This is a genomic window from Mesonia sp. K7 (genome assembly GCF_003233725.1).
Lineage (GTDB): Bacteria > Bacteroidota > Bacteroidia > Flavobacteriales > Flavobacteriaceae > Mesonia.
Window position 1 is genome coordinate 84603 of record NZ_QKQV01000011.1, and the last position, 17326, is coordinate 101928.

Annotated in this window: 15 protein-coding genes and 1 tRNA gene; 9 read left to right on the forward strand and 7 right to left on the reverse strand. The window is 35.8% G+C overall.

Annotated features, from left to right (window positions below; genetic code table 11):
* The first annotated feature begins 9 nt into the window (after window positions 1–9).
* The 3 genes from DNG35_RS09050 to DNG35_RS09060 all read left to right on the forward strand — a co-directional run bounded on the left by DNG35_RS09050 (window position 10) and on the right by DNG35_RS09060 (window position 1887).
* A complete protein-coding gene (locus DNG35_RS09050) occupies window positions 10–663 on the forward strand; it encodes a metal-dependent transcriptional regulator (protein WP_111128233.1) in 654 nt (217 codons plus the stop codon).
* Window position 664: 1 nt separating this feature from the next.
* On the forward strand, window positions 665–1489 hold the full coding sequence (locus DNG35_RS09055; RefSeq protein WP_255419911.1) for a ZIP family metal transporter: 825 nt from the start codon (window positions 665–667) through the stop codon (window positions 1487–1489).
* A 95-nt stretch (window positions 1490–1584) separates the two neighbouring features.
* Window positions 1585–1887, forward strand: coding sequence for a hypothetical protein (locus DNG35_RS09060; protein WP_111128235.1), 303 nt, complete (start codon window positions 1585–1587; stop codon window positions 1885–1887).
* A gap of 133 nt (window positions 1888–2020) precedes the next feature.
* Here the strand turns inward: DNG35_RS09060 and feoB are convergent, their stop codons facing one another.
* From feoB to DNG35_RS09080, 3 genes are all read right to left on the reverse strand, one after another.
* Window positions 2021–4120: a ferrous iron transport protein B gene (gene feoB, locus DNG35_RS09070; RefSeq protein WP_111128241.1), complete on the reverse strand. Its 2100-nt coding sequence runs from the start codon at window positions 4118–4120 to the stop codon at window positions 2021–2023.
* 6 nt (window positions 4121–4126) lie between these two features.
* The gene (locus DNG35_RS09075) at window positions 4127–4360 is read right to left on the reverse strand and encodes a FeoA family protein (RefSeq protein ID WP_111128244.1); all 234 of its coding nucleotides are present in this window, start codon (window positions 4358–4360) and stop codon (window positions 4127–4129) included.
* 78 nt (window positions 4361–4438) lie between these two features.
* The gene (locus DNG35_RS09080; protein ID WP_111128287.1) at window positions 4439–5119 is read right to left on the reverse strand and encodes an SCO family protein; all 681 of its coding nucleotides are present in this window, start codon (window positions 5117–5119) and stop codon (window positions 4439–4441) included.
* Between the two features lie 139 nt (window positions 5120–5258).
* On the opposite strand from DNG35_RS09080, the gene rseP reads away from it, so the two are divergent.
* From rseP to DNG35_RS09110, 6 genes are all read left to right on the forward strand, one after another.
* Window positions 5259–6575 carry an RIP metalloprotease RseP gene (rseP, locus tag DNG35_RS09085; protein WP_111128247.1) on the forward strand — a complete coding sequence of 439 codons (1317 nt, stop codon included), beginning with the start codon at window positions 5259–5261 and terminating at the stop codon, window positions 6573–6575.
* Window positions 6576–6645: 70 nt separating this feature from the next.
* Window positions 6646–6722: transfer RNA gene (locus DNG35_RS09090), tRNA-Asn, on the forward strand.
* 121 nt (window positions 6723–6843) lie between these two features.
* A complete protein-coding gene (locus tag DNG35_RS09095) occupies window positions 6844–7761 on the forward strand; it encodes a hypothetical protein (protein ID WP_111128249.1) in 918 nt (305 codons plus the stop codon).
* Between the two features lie 138 nt (window positions 7762–7899).
* On the forward strand, window positions 7900–8187 hold the full coding sequence (locus tag DNG35_RS09100) for a helix-turn-helix domain-containing protein (RefSeq protein WP_111128251.1): 288 nt from the start codon (window positions 7900–7902) through the stop codon (window positions 8185–8187).
* A complete protein-coding gene (locus DNG35_RS09105) occupies window positions 8187–9620 on the forward strand; it encodes a primase-helicase family protein (RefSeq protein ID WP_111128254.1) in 1434 nt (477 codons plus the stop codon). Before DNG35_RS09100 ends, DNG35_RS09105 begins: the two co-directional genes overlap by 1 nt.
* A 5-nt stretch (window positions 9621–9625) precedes the next feature.
* Complete coding sequence (locus DNG35_RS09110) at window positions 9626–10420, forward strand: DUF5131 family protein (RefSeq protein WP_111128257.1); 795 nt, start codon at window positions 9626–9628, stop codon at window positions 10418–10420.
* Window positions 10421–10616: 196 nt separating this feature from the next.
* Here the strand turns inward: DNG35_RS09110 and DNG35_RS09115 are convergent, their stop codons facing one another.
* The 4 genes from DNG35_RS09115 to DNG35_RS09130 are packed head-to-tail and all read right to left on the reverse strand — an operon-like array spanning window position 10617 to window position 17214.
* The gene (locus DNG35_RS09115; RefSeq protein ID WP_111128260.1) at window positions 10617–11024 is read right to left on the reverse strand and encodes a hypothetical protein; all 408 of its coding nucleotides are present in this window, start codon (window positions 11022–11024) and stop codon (window positions 10617–10619) included.
* Entirely contained in the window at window positions 11021–11914 is an 894-nt protein-coding gene (locus DNG35_RS09120) for an RHS repeat-associated core domain-containing protein (protein WP_111128262.1), read from the reverse strand. The genes DNG35_RS09115 and DNG35_RS09120 overlap by 4 nt, the downstream gene beginning before the upstream one ends.
* Window positions 11892–12209: a hypothetical protein gene (locus DNG35_RS09125; protein ID WP_111128264.1), complete on the reverse strand. Its 318-nt coding sequence runs from the start codon at window positions 12207–12209 to the stop codon at window positions 11892–11894. Before DNG35_RS09125 ends, DNG35_RS09120 begins: the two co-directional genes overlap by 23 nt.
* Before the next feature lie 10 nt (window positions 12210–12219).
* Complete coding sequence (locus DNG35_RS09130; protein WP_233494472.1) at window positions 12220–17214, reverse strand: RHS repeat-associated core domain-containing protein; 4995 nt, start codon at window positions 17212–17214, stop codon at window positions 12220–12222.
* Between the last annotated feature and the right edge of the window lie 112 nt (window positions 17215–17326).

Below are 17326 nucleotides of genomic sequence, written 5' to 3' on the forward strand. Positions count from 1 at the left end.
AAAGTAACTATGACTCTATCGGAAGAGAATTACCTAAAAACGATTTTTCATTTAGAAAAAGAATATAAAGATGGTGTGCCCACCAATGCAATTGCTCATGAAATGCATACCAAAGCTTCATCGGTTACCGATATGATAAAACGTTTGGCAGAAAAAGATTTGATGGTTTATAAAAAATACCAAGGAGCTAAACTTTCTGATTCAGGACGAAAACACGCGATTAAGATTATTAGAAAGCATCGTTTGTGGGAATGTTTTTTGGTAGATAAGCTCAATTTTAACTGGGATGAAGTTCATGAAGTGGCAGAACAATTAGAGCATATCAAATCTGAAAAACTAATCTTAGAACTAGATAAGTTTTTAGAATATCCAAAAACAGACCCACACGGTGATCCTATTCCCGATCAAGACGGTCATATTGCGGTGATTCAAAAGCGAGTACTTGCAGAACTCCAGAGAGGAGAAGAAGGCATTTGTGTAGGAGTAAATGATTCTTCTTCGGCATTTTTACAGTATTTAGATAAAAATAATATTGCTTTAGGGAAGAAAATAAAAATTGAAGATAAAGAAGAGTTCGACAATTCTTTGGTGATACAAGTAGAAGGAAAAAAAATGACTATTTCTGGCTTAGCAGCCAATAATTTATACATAAAAAAGATATAATATGATACAAGATATTGTAAGTTATTTTGAAACTCTAGATCCTGTTTTGGCAGCACTTTATGCAACGCTTTTTACTTGGGGTCTCACTGCTTTAGGAGCATCGTTGGTATTTGTGTTTAAGAGTGTTAATCGTGCTCTTTTTGATGGTTTACTGGGTTTTACAGGAGGCGTTATGGTAGCGGCAAGTTTTTGGAGTTTGCTTTCCCCAGCTATCGATATGAGTCCAGGAGAAGGCTTTGAAAAAGTAGTACCTTCGTTTGTTGGCTTTTTTCTTGGTGCTTTATTTCTGTTTGGTTTAGACAAGGTTTTACCGCATTTACACATTAATTTTAAGATGAGTGAGAAAGAGGGTATCAAAACACCTTGGCATAAAACTACCTTATTAACGTTGGCAATCACATTACATAACATACCTGAAGGTTTGGCGGTTGGTGTTTTGTTTGGAGCAGCAGGATTGGGAATTGAAGGAGCAACGATTGGTGGAGCTGTTGCTTTGGCAATGGGAATTGGGCTACAAAACTTTCCAGAAGGCTTTGCCGTTGCAGTTCCGTTGAGACGACAAGGTTTAAGCCGATTTAAAAGTTTTAATTACGGACAGTTATCAGCAATCGTAGAACCAGTTGCTGCGGTTTTAGGAGCTTATGCCGTGATGACTTTTCAACCTATTTTGCCCTACGCTTTGGCATTTGCTGCTGGAGCAATGATTTTTGTGGTGGTAGAAGAAGTAATTCCTGAATCTCAACAAGCCAATTATACAGATATCGCAACGATGGGTTTTATCTTAGGTTTTTTAATTATGATGACATTAGATGTTGGTTTAGGTTAAAATGTTTACTTTTATCTTATGAAAACAATTTTTTACAACCTTACTCTGTTTTTTTCGCTTTAAGCGGATTCTCTCAAGATACTGAAAAACTCTATTTGGGAGATACTTATTTTTTACAAAACGGATATGTCATCGATTTTGTTGAAGTAACCGAAGATTCGCGTTGTCCTTCTGATGCTACTTGTGTATGGGAAGGTCAAGCTAGAGCCATTGTGATGCTTTGTAAAGATGGAAAAAAAGTAACCACAAAAGAGTTGTTGTTTAAAGGAAATAAAGAAGAAGAATTTTCTCATAGTTTTGGAAAAGAAGAAACCAAAATCACCTATAATTTGATGCCTTACCCAAAACAAAACACCCTTGGAAAACTCGATTATTACCTAGAATTTATTATTGAATAGTTAATGACAACCACAATTGGTATTCTCACTACCGCAAACTTTTTTTGAAGCTGGCTTTTTCCAAAAGAATTTCTGAACGATATAAAAGACCGCAGCGAGAAAGGTGAGTATAACTAAAATTTCTTGTACCATTTTATTTTAAAATTTGATAAGCTGCAAAAGCAAACACATAAGCGATCCCAGACATAAAAACCAATTGTAAAATGGGCCATTTCCAGCTGTTGGTTTCTTTTTTTACAATTGCCAAGGTACTCATACACTGCATCGCAAAAGCATAAAAAAGCAATAAGCTTATTCCGCTTGCAAAATTAAAAAGTGGACCGCCCAAAACAGGATTTCTCTCTTTTGCCATTCGCTCCTTTATGGTGTTTTCTTCTTCGCTTCCAACACTATAGATAGTAGCTAAAGTCCCTACAAAGACTTCTCTTGCGGCAAAAGAACTTACAATAGCAATGCCAATCTTCCAGTCATAACCTAAAGGAGCTACAACAGGTTCTATAGTCTTTCCAGCAATCCCAATATACGAATTTTCAAGTTTTAAAGATGCTACCTCGTTTTCGAATTCTTCTTGACTAAGCGAATCGCCATATTGTTCGGCGATTATTTCTTCGGCATTACTACAATCATCGCACGGTCCAAAACTTGCTAACACCCATAAAATAATAGAAATGGCTAAAATAATTTTTCCAGCACCAAACACAAACGATTTTGTCTTTTCAACTACATTTAAAGCTACGTTTTTAAATAGAGGTAACTTATAATCAGGCATTTCGATCACAAAATATTTTTTACTTCTAATTTTTAGAATTTGATTTAATACCCAGGCCGAAAGTATAGCTGCTGCAAAGCCTAATAAATAAAGTGCCATTAATACCAAACCTTGAACATTAAAAAAGCCTAAAAACCTTTGGTCTGGAATCACAAGAGCAATAATGATTAGATAGACCGGGAGTCTCGCCGAGCAAGTCGTAAAAGGAACCACCAATATGGTAATGAGTCGCTCTTTCCAACTTTCGATGTTACGGGTTGCCATCACAGCAGGAATCGCACAAGCAGTACCTGAAATTAACGGAATAACACTTTTTCCGCTAAGGCCAAATTTACTCATGATTTTATCCATCAAAAAAACCACACGGCTCATATAACCGGTTTCTTCCAGAATAGAAATAAACAAAAATAAAAAGGCAATTTGTGGAATGAAGATAACTATACCACCTAAACCAGGAATAATGCCTTCGGCAATAAGGTCGGTAAACATTCCTGCAGGGAAATGGGTTTGTGCTAGTTCGCTAAGTTTGGCAAAAGACTCATCGATAAAATCCATGGGATAACTCGACCAATCGTAAATTACCTGAAAAATAAGTAACAGAATCGCAAAAAAGATGACATAACCCCAAATTCTGTGCGTTAGAATGCGATCGAGTCTTGCTCGAATATCGGTTGCGGCTTCTATATCTTTAGAAAAACTTTCTTTTAAAACACCATTGATAAATTGATACCTCGCGATAGTTTCTTTTTGTTGAAGACGTTTTAGATCGCTTTCTTTTTTGGTGTGAAAATCGTGCGTATTGGTAATTTTATTACGGTTGAGCGAACCAAAATTGACATCTTGTGTAATCACCAACCATAATTTGTATAAACTTTGGTTAGGAAAGGCGCTTTCTAAACGGCCAAAATATTCTGGATCGATAGAAGAGGCATTTACACAAGGTTTGGTAGAAATAGAACCGTAATTAGTAATGAGTTCTTTAAGGTGATCTATCCCAATTTTTTTACGGGCGCTTACTAAAGCAATTTTGGTATTGAGACGTTCTTCTAACTTCTCGATATCTAATTTTATCCCTTTTCTTTGCATTCTGTCGGCCATATTAATGACCAAAATAGTTGGGACTTCTAAATCTTTAATTTGCGTAAAGAGTAAAAGGTTTCGCTTTAAGTTTTCTACATCACTTACCACAACGGCAACATCAGGAAAATCTTTATCGTTTTTGTTTAGCAAAAGCTCGATAACCACACTTTCGTCCATCGATGAAGCGTTAAGACTATAAGTTCCCGGCAAATCGATAATGTGTGCTTTAAGACCGCGAGGCAATTTGCAAATTCCTTCTTTCTTCTCTACCGTAATTCCTGGGTAATTTCCCACTTGCTGGTTAAGCCCAGTAAGTTGGTTAAAAACAGAGGTTTTACCAGTATTCGGGTTTCCTATTAGAGCAACATTAATGTTTTTTGCCATGGGTTTTTATTCTTCGATCAAGTCTATTTCTATGTTTAGAGCAGTCTCTTTTCTAATGGCAAGATGACTTCCGTTGATGTTGATGTACAACGGATCTTTTAAAGGAGCAATTTGCACCAACTCTACATCGTTGCCTGGTAAACAACCCATTTCGAGCAGTTTTAAAGGAATTACATCAGCAGAGACTTCTTTGATAATGCCTTTCTGACCTTTTTTTAGATGTGCAATAGTAAGCGACAAATTTATTTAGATTGAATTTAAACAGTGCAAAAGTAAATTAAAAAAATGGTTTGAGAAAAGATTTGAAAAGAAATCAAACTAGTCTCGGTCTTCCTCTATTTCTATGAGTGTATAGATATCTTCGATAAGTTGGTTTACTTCATCTGGATTGGTGCCGTCATAAAATTTACGGATGCGTTTTTGTGAATCTATCAATGCAAAATTTTCGGTATGAATAAGGTCATATTTTCCTCCATTTCCTTGAGATTTTGCCACACAATATGATTTTCTGGCCAAATCATAGATTTGTTTTTTGTCGCCCGTCACGAGGTTCCATTTACTGTCGATGACACCTTTTTTTTCTGCATATTTTTTAAGTTTTGCGACATCGTCTATTTCTGGAGTGACGGTATGTGAAAGCAATTTTATTTTAGGATTGTCTTTAAACTCGCGTTGCAATTTTGACATATGCGTAGTCATTTTTGGGCAAATGGTTTGACAGGTGGTAAAAAAGAAATCGGCTACATAAATTTTGTTATCATAATCTGCTTGTGTAATTGTGTCGCCGTTTTGGTTGATGAGTTTAAAATCGGCTATTTTATGGAATTTTCTAATTTCTTGTGCCGTAGAATCTACCAATAAGTTATTGACCATACTAGGTTGGTAAATCGGCAAACTAGGTTTTGGTTTTAGTAACTGATAAATTGCTGTAATGATAAAAACAGAACATACCAAAAGTACAATCCATAAAATTTTATATTTCTTGATGAAATTGAGCACAACAGTTTTTCTGCAAAAATAAGGTTTCACAGATTTTTATTCCACGAAAGTATGATAAATATATCTTATTGGGGTGCATTTTTTTATATGCCAAGTAAAAAAGTTACTTTTGTGCGATTTTTAGATTTAAGAAAAAGAGATGGATCCGTTTTTTATCAAAGCAATACAACTATTACTGAGCTTATCGCTCTTAATTATACTTCACGAGTTAGGACATTTTATCCCAGCAAAATTATTCAAAACCAGGGTAGAGAAATTCTTCTTGTTTTTTGATGTGAAATTTGCCCTGTTTAAAAAGAAAATTGGCGAAACCGTTTACGGAATTGGCTGGTTGCCTTTGGGCGGATATGTAAAAATCGCCGGAATGATCGACGAGAGTATGGACAAAGAGCAAATGGCTCAGCCTGAGCAACCTTGGGAATTTAGAAGTAAACCAGCTTGGCAACGTTTGATAATTATGATTGGCGGTGTGACCGTAAACGTGATCGTAGGTTTCCTTATTTATGCGATGATTTTGTTTACTTGGGGAAGCGGTTATGTGGCAAAAGAAGATATGCCAAACGGGTTTTCGGTAAGTGAGCATCTAAAATCACTTGGTTTTGAAGATGGTGATAAAATTTTGATGGTGAACGGAAAAGATTTCGAAAACCAAATGGATATCAACAAATACATGATGCTTCGTGATGTAGAAACCGTTACGGTAGAACATCAAAACGGAGCTTCAGAAACCATTGGCATTCCTGAAGATATTGGTATGGATTTGTTTAAAAAAGGAGCAATGGAGTCATTTTCTCCTAATGTGAAACCAATAATAGATTCTGTTGCGCCAAACAGTGTTGCCGAAAAAAGTGGTATTCAGAAAGGTGATTTGATCATTTCGGTAAATAATCAAAAGACAAATACTTGGTTAGAATTTAACGAAGCCAAACAAAAAGCAGCAGATAACAAATTGGAAATGATGGTTGTGAGAAACGGTAATGAAGAAAAGATCTCTGCGGTTCTAGGTGAAGATAATACCTTGGGTGTTTTACCTTTTGTAGATATTAAAATTTCTAAAAAGGAGTACAGCATTGGTGAAAGCATTGTTGCTGGTTTTGATAAAGCCTATTGGACAATCACTGATTATATCGCACAGTTTAAGTTTATTTTTACGCAAGAGGGCGCTACACAAGTTGGAGGTTTTGGAGCGATTGGTAACCTCTTCCCAGACGCTTGGAACTGGCCTGCGTTTTGGGAAACCACAGCATTTATTTCTTTAGCATTGGCTTTTATGAATATCTTGCCAATTCCAGCATTAGATGGAGGACATATTATGTTTTTGATGTACGAAATGGTAACCGGTAGAAAGCCAAATGAGAAATTTTTGGAATATGCACAATTGGCGGGTTTCATCTTGTTGATTGCTTTAGTACTGTTTGCCAATGGAAACGATATCTATCGTTGGCTTTTTAAATAAAAAATTTTAAAATATTTTTGGTGTAAATAAAAAACCGATTATATTTGCATCCTCTTAGCGATAAGAAAATTCCTCAGTAGCTCAGTTGGTTAGAGCATCTGACTGTTAATCAGAGGGTCACTGGTTCGAGCCCAGTCTGAGGAGCCATTAATAATAAAAGCCTTGCAGGAATGTGAGGCTTTTTTGTTTTTATACAAGTACAACATAGGTACAACATTTTTTAAAAACCTTTTTTAGAAAAGTTTCCTCTTTTGTTTATTTTTATAAAGTGGAAAAAGAATCATTAAACCCCTTAGCTTATTTCGAAAACTTAATAGAGGATAATAAAATTGTCTATCTCAAAAATAAGATGATAGATGATTTTTTGGAGATGGATGCATTTTGGAAACTAGAGCATATAGATAGGGAAGAGGGGATAGTAGAGTTTATAATGGTACATTATGATACTGAAACCCGTCAATCTTACAAAGATAAATCAACCCTGAATTTTCACAACAATTTTCAACAGACTTTAAATGCAGAACTTAAAAAAGCTGAACAATATATTGATAGGCTTGTTGTCCAAGCAACCATAAATGGAAATAACCCCTCAGAGATTATTAATCTTCAACAAAAACTTATAAAAAAGCTAATAGATAAAGCGAAAGAAATTTACCCGTCATATCCTTCAGTTGAAGAAACCCTTAAAGGCCTTCATAATTATTTAAAAACAAAATATACCGAGAAAAGTTCCAATCCATCAAGCAGATCACTCATTTTAGAAAATCCCGATGAATATTCACCAGATTCCTTTTGTTGGGATGCCTTTGATGATGAACAAAGAATTGAAAGCCTTAAGAAGCTTTACGAACTGTTAGGTCAAAATCCAAAAGTTATTGAAGGATCCCTAGAAGAATTTATCAATGCATTTTCACAAAAAGCAGTCATTAATGGAATCAAATGGCATATATGTGGGAAGAGTGGAAAAATGGCTAAAACCTCTTTATTGTATTTTATAAGGACAATGGCTGAAGAAGGTTTTATTAACCCTATAGCTGACAATACAGAACTATATCGAAAAATTCGTTATGTGTTCAGGAATCCTGACGGAACTAAGATTGAAGGATTAAGAAAATCAAACTATACATCATCCCATAGACCAACAGGTAAAAAGCAAATAGATAAAATTTTAAATAGTCTATTTTAGTCAATCCCTGAATTAAGAAAGCTCTAAAGAAATACACGTACACATACGTAACCCTTACGTGTGCCCTATTACCTAATTATCTCTCGTAAAACTTGTTAAGGACAGGATAGTCTTGTCCATTAATTAAAATTATAACGTATGAGAGATCTTATACAAGAAAAAAATGCAAAACCAAGTAATCAAGAAAACAAAAATTGGTTTGCAAAAGAAGTCCTGAGCTTTAAAGAAGCTCTAAAATTACTGGACATATCTGCCAGTACCCTTTACAAGCTTACCCACAAAAAGGCAATTACCTACTACAAACCCAGTGGTAAGATGATCTATTTCAAGAGGGTTGATCTAATCAATTGGATGCTCCAAAACAAGCAGACCTCTACAAGAGAGGTAAAACAACAGATGTTTAACCAATTAAAAATTGCACAGTAATGGAAAATCAAGAAGAGAGAGAAGTAACTGAAATCCAATTTTGGAAAGAAACTCCTTACGCCGGACAAATAAGGATTGAAATAATCAGTTCGAAGTTTATTAAGTTTTTAGAGAGTAAAGGCTATAGAAAGTTGGTCAAGAAAAACAACTTTCAATTGGTCAAAGTTAAACATTCTAGTGTTATTAGCCCTGTTGAGGTTTTTCAGATGAGAGATGAAATTAGAAAACACTTTCAAGAACTGGATAGGGAAGATGTATGGGAAGAGTTTTTACAGGCAGATTTCCTTTCAAAAAGAATTACTGAAGGAATAGAAAGTATCAGTATCGATTTTGACTGTGGTGACGAAAAAACAGCCTATTTTTTTTATCAGAATGGTGTTCTGAAAGTAACCAAAAACACTATTGGTATAATTACCTATGAAGATTATGATGGTTTCGTATGGGAAGACCAGATTATTCCAAGAGAGTTTATGCCTACAAACTCACAAAATGCAGAATTTAGAAGGTTTTGTATTGACTTGAGTAGGAATAATCCAGAAAGGTTGCTATCCCTCCAAAGTATTATTGGTTACACGCTGCACGGATATAAAGACCCATCACTTACGAAGGCTATAGTTTTGATGGATGAGGTTATAGATATTGACGCTATAGTTTCAGAAGGTGGTACAGGAAAGAGCCTATTGACTGAGGGTGTTGGTAAAATGATTCCCTGTTTAAGAAAAAACGGGAAAAATTTAAGTACGGACAGTAGGTTTTTCTTTGCTGATGTAGAACCTCACCATCAAGTAATGGTTTTTGACGATGTGAAAGCAGATTTTCAATTTGAAAGTCTTTACTCTATGATAACGGGCGAACTTCCAATTGAAAAAAAATACAAAAACCCTGTGATTATAGGATTTAAGGAAGTACCTAAAGTGATAATTACTTCCAACTATTTAGTAAGAGGTACTGGAGGGAACTCTGAAGAAAGAAGAAAGGTTGAATTTGAAGTATCGCCTTATTACAGACAAGAAGAAACTGTTGTTGAAAAATTTGGACATCGATTTTTTGATGATTGGACTATGGCTGAATGGTACAAATTTGACAACTTTATGATTGCATGTACCCAAGTTTTCTTGAATAAGGGAATTATAGAACCGGACCCTATAAATATCACAAGAAATAGACTCATGGCGGAAACCCACCCCAGCTTTGTATCCTTTATGCAAGAAGCTTTAGAGAACCCTGGAAGTTATGAGGGTGAAGAGTCTGCGACATACATTAAATTCAATAAAGCTAATTTGTTTAGAAAATTCAGAAGGACACATCCAGATTGTCATCAAGCTACTGCTATTAGATTTAAAAAGTGGATGGATAAATATGCTGATATCAATGATATTGAAATAGAGCATATGAAAAGCAACAGTTTAACCTATGTAAAATTTAAAAAATAGTAATTATGAAAAATACTCATATACAGTGGTGTAACCACACTTGGAACACACATATCTATTGTAAAAAAGTATCAGAAGGATGTAAGTTTTGTTATATGTTTAGGGATATGGAAGAAATGGGAATTGACATCAAAAAGGTAACCAAAACAAGTAAAAGTACTTTTTACGCTCCTTTGGATATTGTAGAACCAGGTATTTTCTTTGCCAATTCTTGGAGTGATTTTTTTATTGAGGAGGCAGATGCTTGGAGAAATGATGCTTGGAAAATCATCAAGCAAACCCAAGATAGACATATCTACTTACTATTAACAAAAAGACCTGAAAGGGTATTAGAATGTTTGCCAGATGATTGGGGAGAGGGTTACCCCAATGTCTGGATAGGAGTTTCCGTTGAAAATCAAAACAGAACCTCAAGAATAGATATACTAAAGGATATTCCTGCCGCTATTAGATTTGTAAGCTTTGAGCCTTTATTGGAGAATATCAATCTCAATGAATCCCAAATACAAACAGTAGACTGGGCAATTCTAGGGGGTGAAAGTGGTAACGAAACAGGTAAATATAGATATAGACCTTGTGAAATCGATTGGTTTGAGCATTTAATTGACCAATTTGAAGGAGCTCCTACAGCAATCTTTGTAAAGCAGTTGGGCACTCATTTAGCCAATCAATACTACTTTTTGGATGACAAAGGAGGAAATTGGAATGAATGGGGAGCATTTCCAAAACTACAAAGAAGGGAGCACCCAATAGATGTAACCAAATATTTTAAAAACAGTGACAAAGTGACAATTATGTAGAAAACTATTTTTTTGAAAATGAAAAGGTGCAGAAATGCACCTTTTTTATTATGCCTATATAGGCATCTAAAAATTAAACCAAACACAAATTAATAGGAAAAAAAGAACCACTAAAATCGTTTTATAGCGATCCTTTCAGGTAGTGTTGTTAATTGATTTAATTAGCACCCGACTAAGTCGAGCGCTAGCGAGGGGTCTAAAGAATAACTTCTTTATTAATAATTAAATCAAAATAACAATATAATTTCCTTTCCATATCTTTAAAATAAAAAACTTTGTCTTTTTCCACTTTATCTAAGAAAATCAAATCTTTTGTTTTGCCATAAGTTTTTATTTCACGTGAAGATATATTTATTTCGGCTATTTTAAAACCATTACCAAATAACTTACTTCTAAATTGTGGGATATATATTTTTTTATTAAAGTATAAAAAAGGTCCTCCATAGAGATAATCTGTAAATTTTATATCATTTATTAATATGTACCCAACCTCAGGCCCTCCTTGCGATATTTCTCTTAAATCTGTATAAGTTATTTTTAAATTTCTATTTAAAAACTTATTAGTTATGAACTGGATTGGTGTTTCTAAATTAGAACTTTTCATCTTGAAATATATTTTGAAGATTGTTTTATAACTCCTTTTGAACCGATTATAAATTGAAGTGATCCGCCAGGATATCTTATTCCTTGAGGACCAATAATACCGAACTTCATTGGTGTGCCTTTAGGAATAAAACCTGTTGTATATTGAGTTAATAATGGATTCCAACTGGGTTTAATAGCAGCAAAAGTGCGATTAATAAATGGATTGGTTCCAATTCTTAAACCCCAAAAATCTGATCTTCCCAAGCTCATGTTTCCAAAGCGTTGTACAGGTATATTGAAAGGTGCTTTTACAGTTATTCCTCCAATTAAAAAACCATCTGAAGAAGTTAAACCACTCCCTAATCTTGATAACCCAGCTGATAATCCTTTAAATACATAATTACCACCAACAAAACCAACGCCCGTATTAATTCCTTCACTAAGTGCGTAATCAGTTGCAGGATCATAAGGCTTATGTTCAGTAAAATAATCATCATCTCCTCCAAAGAAACTATTCACATAATTGAATAATTGAGCTGGAGTGTTCGTAGTATTTTTATAGTATAATTTTCCATCTTTTTCAGTTAAAATTTGATTATCCCTAACTCCTTCTGGCAGCTCTTTTCCTACGTATTGCCACCCCTTTCTTGTTGTTGATTGGTCTACAGCCTCATCATCCCATAGATAATTTCCATATCTGTCTTTTATCCAATCCTCTCCAATCATTCCTGTAGGGTCAGTATAACGAATAGGGTTTTGAAATGTATAGGCATAAGAACTCCAAGCAGGCATCTCTTCCGCCAACGGGTCAACACTTAACCAAATACTCCATTTAGGGTTATAATAACGTGCCCCATAATAATTTCCAGTCTCTTTATCCCAAATTTTAATTTTTATAAGTAGTCCAATACTCTAAAATATCTTTAAATAATATCTTATTTGAATTCAGTAGACATTTTATGGAATTATATAAATATTGGTTTTCATCTTTTACTTCTTGTAATAAATCGTCATACGACGCTATTATTAAAGCCATTAAAACTCTTTTTTCATCTCCAGATAATGTTGTATTCTTATAAAAAGATAGAAATTCATCTAAACGAGTAGGATCAGAACTTTCTATTTCCCAATCTTGTTGATATTCAAAAAAAGGAATTTTTAATTTTTCACTTATGGACTGAATTGCATTTTTCTTTAAAATCATAGAATCAAAATTATGGAATTATTGGGTAAGCAGTTTTAACACCACTTCCGCTTGGAACTAATCTTATATGAGTGGCTTGCTTAAAACTGCCATTTGGCATTACAACTCTTGCAGGAAAATTTTTAGGTATACGCACATTAATAGCTCCATTAACAGTTTTGTCTAGATTATCTAATATAAACTGGGCCGCTTTTTGATTATTTAAAAATTGCCCTTGAGCCATGCCTGATCCTTTAGCTCTGTTAATAATAAATTCTGTTGATTCTTCACCATGTCTCACAAAAGTATGTCCAAATTTAGATTTTGTTAATTGGATAGTATTCTTTACAGTAGATTTACCACCCCACCCAAGTAATTTTTTAAAGAAATTTTTCCCTATACCTGTCATCATGCCTAGTTTAGGTAAGGGTAAAAATTCTTCAAAATGACCAGGAACTATTTCTCCGCCTCTACCTTTAAGAACATCTCTAAGACCTGGTCTTTTGTTAAAAGTTAAATTCGATTCTAATGTCTCACTTGTACCTATAACATTCTCTTGTACAGCCATGGTTTCTACAGATACAATATTTCCATCTTCATCTAAATGATTTACATAATCTGTTTCATCTCCACCTTTATTACTTACCCATTCTAGTGTACCATCTGCTTTTTTATTCCATTCATCTGTTGGACCATTCTTCCCTACTGCTGAACGTCCATCTGGATCAATTAAATTTATAGGGTTTTGATGTGTGTAAACATATGAAGACCATTCAGGAAACCCTTCCGCTAATGGATCCACACTCAACCAAATACTCCATTTCGGGTTATAATATCTGGCGCCGTAATAGTAATTGCCTGTCTCCTCATCAAATTCCTTTCCGTTAAACTTGAACGGGGTATTGTTGGAGTTTTGGTGTTCATCCACCAAAAGCTCTCCAAAAGGTAAATATTCCATGTGTTGGGTCACGTCTCCTGCTAAGTTAGTGATATAGCTGGAACTTCCCAAATGGTCGGGGTGAAAATAAAAACGCTCTACATTGGTCAAATCGTGGTCTGTAATAGCATCTATATGTGCAGGATAACTAGGGGTGCCACCGTGTGAAGGAATACTAGCCGGCACATCTGTTCCTGTGGCAGAAGGCAAACTTTTAGAAAGACCAAACTTCTGGTAGGCTTTGGTAACGATAAGGCTGGCATCTCCCATTAGAAAGAGGTCGGCATATTCGGTAATGAGCATGGGTTGAGGCTGGTCATACACCTCAATTTGTACCAAGCCGTGCCATCTGCTATAACCAAGCATTTCTTGACTGGTTCCCAAACGACTCCCTACTCGTTCACTACCTATATAATAATAGTTGGTATACTTTAACAAAGGATTTGGGCCCTCTTCAGGATTTTCAGCAGGCGGTAAAACCTTGGCGACTACCAGGCCACTCGGGTAGATCATGATATTCCTTCGATCTGCCAGCTGACGGTCTTCTGCATTGGAGTAAGCATCTATACGGTCCTCATTGTACTTGATGATACGTTCCCCATTGGCATCATACACATATACCGCCACAGGATGCATATGTTCATTTTCCGGGTCAAGATCTACAGCAGTCAATCTATTCTCTTCATCCCATAGGTTTTCCCGTAATACAATCTCCTCTTCATCTCTCACCAGTTCTTGTTTGATGATGGTTTGGTTACCGTTATGGTCGTATTCTATGGTTTTGTGTTTTATGTGGGGGTCACCATCGTTTGTATTGGGATCATAACCACCATCGGGCATTTCTACAATTCTTCTGGGGGCATGAGGCTGTACATAACCATAATTATCTCCCGCTACATAGGCTCCTTGTGCATACTCTTGGTAACTTAACCCATAAGAGTTTGGTTTGTTGACAGAAGCAGTATTAGGGTCAAGTGAATAATAGGCTGGCACCCCGTCATAATAATGTTGTTGTGTCTTGCTGATGATGTTATGGCTTTTGTCATATTCCATCTGTAAGGTGTATTCCTGTGCAAGAAAGTCATTACTTCCCAGGTTTTCGTCATTAGGACCTACATACAATCCATAGGCTGCCGTCAACCTGTTATAATTATCATAGGTATAATGATGTTCTGCCGGGCCTCCCAATTGCCCTAAACCAGGTAAGGTATTGCCAGGGTTTGAAGTAGTGATGTCGGTAATATTGGAAAGAACATCATAAGTATATAGTTTTTTGATGTTTTGGTTTCCACCTGAAAAAGTATGCTCTACCTCATCTAACCTTCTACGGATATCATAATCATAATTGGTAAACGTACCGTTGCCGTACTCGATACGTTCCCGTTCACCAAATTCATTATAGAAAATGTTACTGACAATATCAACCGATTGGCTTGAACCGCCGTTTTGTACATCAGAAGTCACTTTATGAACATTACCTGCATCATTGTAATGATACGTTACCTTTTCGTCATCGGGATATTCAATTTCCTGAACTCTGTTCCAGTTGTCGTACGTCCAACGGGTTCGAAACCACACACCTCTTCTTCCGGCCACATTTACCACCCTGGAAACTTCCTTGACGTTACCCAATTTATCGTACTGGAAATATTGTAATCCCGACGCATCTTTTTGCACAGCTACTCTTCCCACAGAGTTTTCTGCGTAATTGACGCCAGAAGTTCCATCGGCTCCATAGACATACCTTACGTTGTTTTCCGGATTATTGGGGTAGTTAATGCCCAATAACCTATTATAGGTATAATCATAGGTAATCTTACCGGGGTTTTCACCTGCCAATAAGTTAGAATTTTGTCGTTCAATCAAGTTTCCAGCAGTATCATATTTTAACTTGGTGACTCCTTGGTCTGGGTGTTGTATTTCGGTTCTTCTACCAGCCATATCATAGATACTGTTGGTCACATAGCCCATGGTGTTGGTGACTTTAACAAGTTCGTTGATCGCATTATAGTCAAAAGTGGTCGCAATCTCATCGTTTTGTACCGTTTTTCTCTTTCTACCACGGTTATCGGTAAAAGTACTGTTGGTTTGTCCAGCCTCGTTGGTCAGGGTTTGTTTGAGCATGCTGCTCTCTATTTCATATAACAAAGTTGCAGCAGTTGTTTCTCCAGGTTGTGTAATTGCAGTCTTGCGGTCTTTTTCATCATATTCCATTTCTAAAGGAGGATATATAGATGGTGGAGTGCTATTATCATATTCCAGGTCTGTTCCCGTGGGATTGATGATATTATTGGGTGATTGTATAGTAGGCAGAAAACTTTCTATCACACGACCAAAAGCATCTACTTTGTTCTTGCCACTTACCTGCCAAGCTAGTGTATTATTGGTTGAATATTGGTGTGTTTTTTTAATTTGAAGAGCTTTACCGAAACCATCTACAATACTGATGGTAAGCAGTTCGTTTGTAGGAGTAAAAGGATTCTGCGTTGGCAATTTTTTTTCAACATGTCTTGTCAATGCATAATGCTGATTATTAGTTGATACATTAGTATAAGGGTCGATGGCCTCAAAACTTCCTTTAGCTATGTATAGAGGAGATGTTAGACTTACATCATTTGTTGTTATTTTATCTTCTCCTTCATATTCCATACGAATAACCCATCCATTAAAATAATGACCATAGCTTGTAGGCTCAGAAATCTCAACAATTCTTCCGCGATTATCTATTATAGTTCTCAATTTATTTTTGGTGATATCTTTAACAATAACCGGCACTCCAAAGAGGTAGTTGTATTCCGTTTCCGAGAACTCTCCAAAGGAATTCTCCACTTTGATCGGATAGGTTTTTACTTCAGTATCATAGGTTATATCTTTTGTAAAAGATGGAGAAGAAGGATTGCCATAATCTTCTTTACTGTCTTGTGCAATAACCTTAGTTAAATTACCCAAAATGTCATATTCAAAATTGATGGTGTTTTCATCATTACTATTAAGCTTTGTACGCACCTCAGTTATTTTTCCTTGATTATACTCAGCGTTTCGCTCTCTTAAGAGGGTGCCTTGTGAATTAACCCCTTGTCTGACTTGAATTGTTTCAGGATAACCTGGATGATATCCGTTGCCCGTATTTGCAATAGGGTTAGTAACAAAATCTACATAGTTAATATAGGTAGTGTAGATATCATCGCTTCCATTGCCATAATCCCTATACTTGGTAAGGTTTCCGTAACTGTCATAAGCCAAAAATTCGGTTATAGACTCCATATATTGTGAGCCCTCGTAATTTCTGTTTATGGTTTTGACAGGCGCTACAAATAAACGGGATTGATCTACTAATGCTTCCGCATTACCTATAAGAGAGGATTCTAAATAATAAGTACTTGCGTTTGCGGACATATTGGTCTGCGGATGGTCATTATCAGGATCCAAAAGATTGTATAAAGTTTCCTGACTGCTCAAGAGTTCACCACTGGCATTATAAGTGCTTACGGCTTTTGGAGCTCCTTTTAAATAGTAATTGTCGTTGTGGTATTCGGTTTCTGAATAACGGTAGGTAGGATTTCCCGACTGAGTTACATCCTTTTGTGCTACGGTTACTTTTTCAAAACCAAAGAACGATCTTTCCCTACGGTTATACTTAGGGTTTTCGTAAGAAACTTCTGTTAAGGTGTTGTTAGGGCCAAAAGCACTATCACCATTAAACCCATCATTGGTTTCAACTTTATTCAACACCCATTTGCTTTGGGGCATATCATAGGTGTTGCCAGTTCGTTCATAATCTACTTCCCAAGACCCTCCCAGAGGTGTATGTACCTTTTTAAGAAGGTGTGTTTTGTCTGTCGTGTTTAATTTTGCCCCTATACCAGAGGAAGTTTCGCTTAACAAATCAGGTAATCCATCACCATTTATATCCCTAAAAGTTGATCTTGTTTTGCTCATTCCCAGAGACCCACCTGCATTTGGAGTACCGATAAATTTCAAGTTAAAGCCGAAAATAGAAAAAGCAATACCAAATGTAAAGGTAAAATAAGCATTTCCACCAAAAGAAAAATCCTCAATGGGGTTTCCAGATCCAAATGAATGGGGCATGATATCAAAACTACTGCCATTGTTCAGGTGATAATTATAGGTATCATTGTCTTTATCCCAAAAAACCAAATCTATCAATCCATCTCCATTCACATCAAGGAAGAATACATTT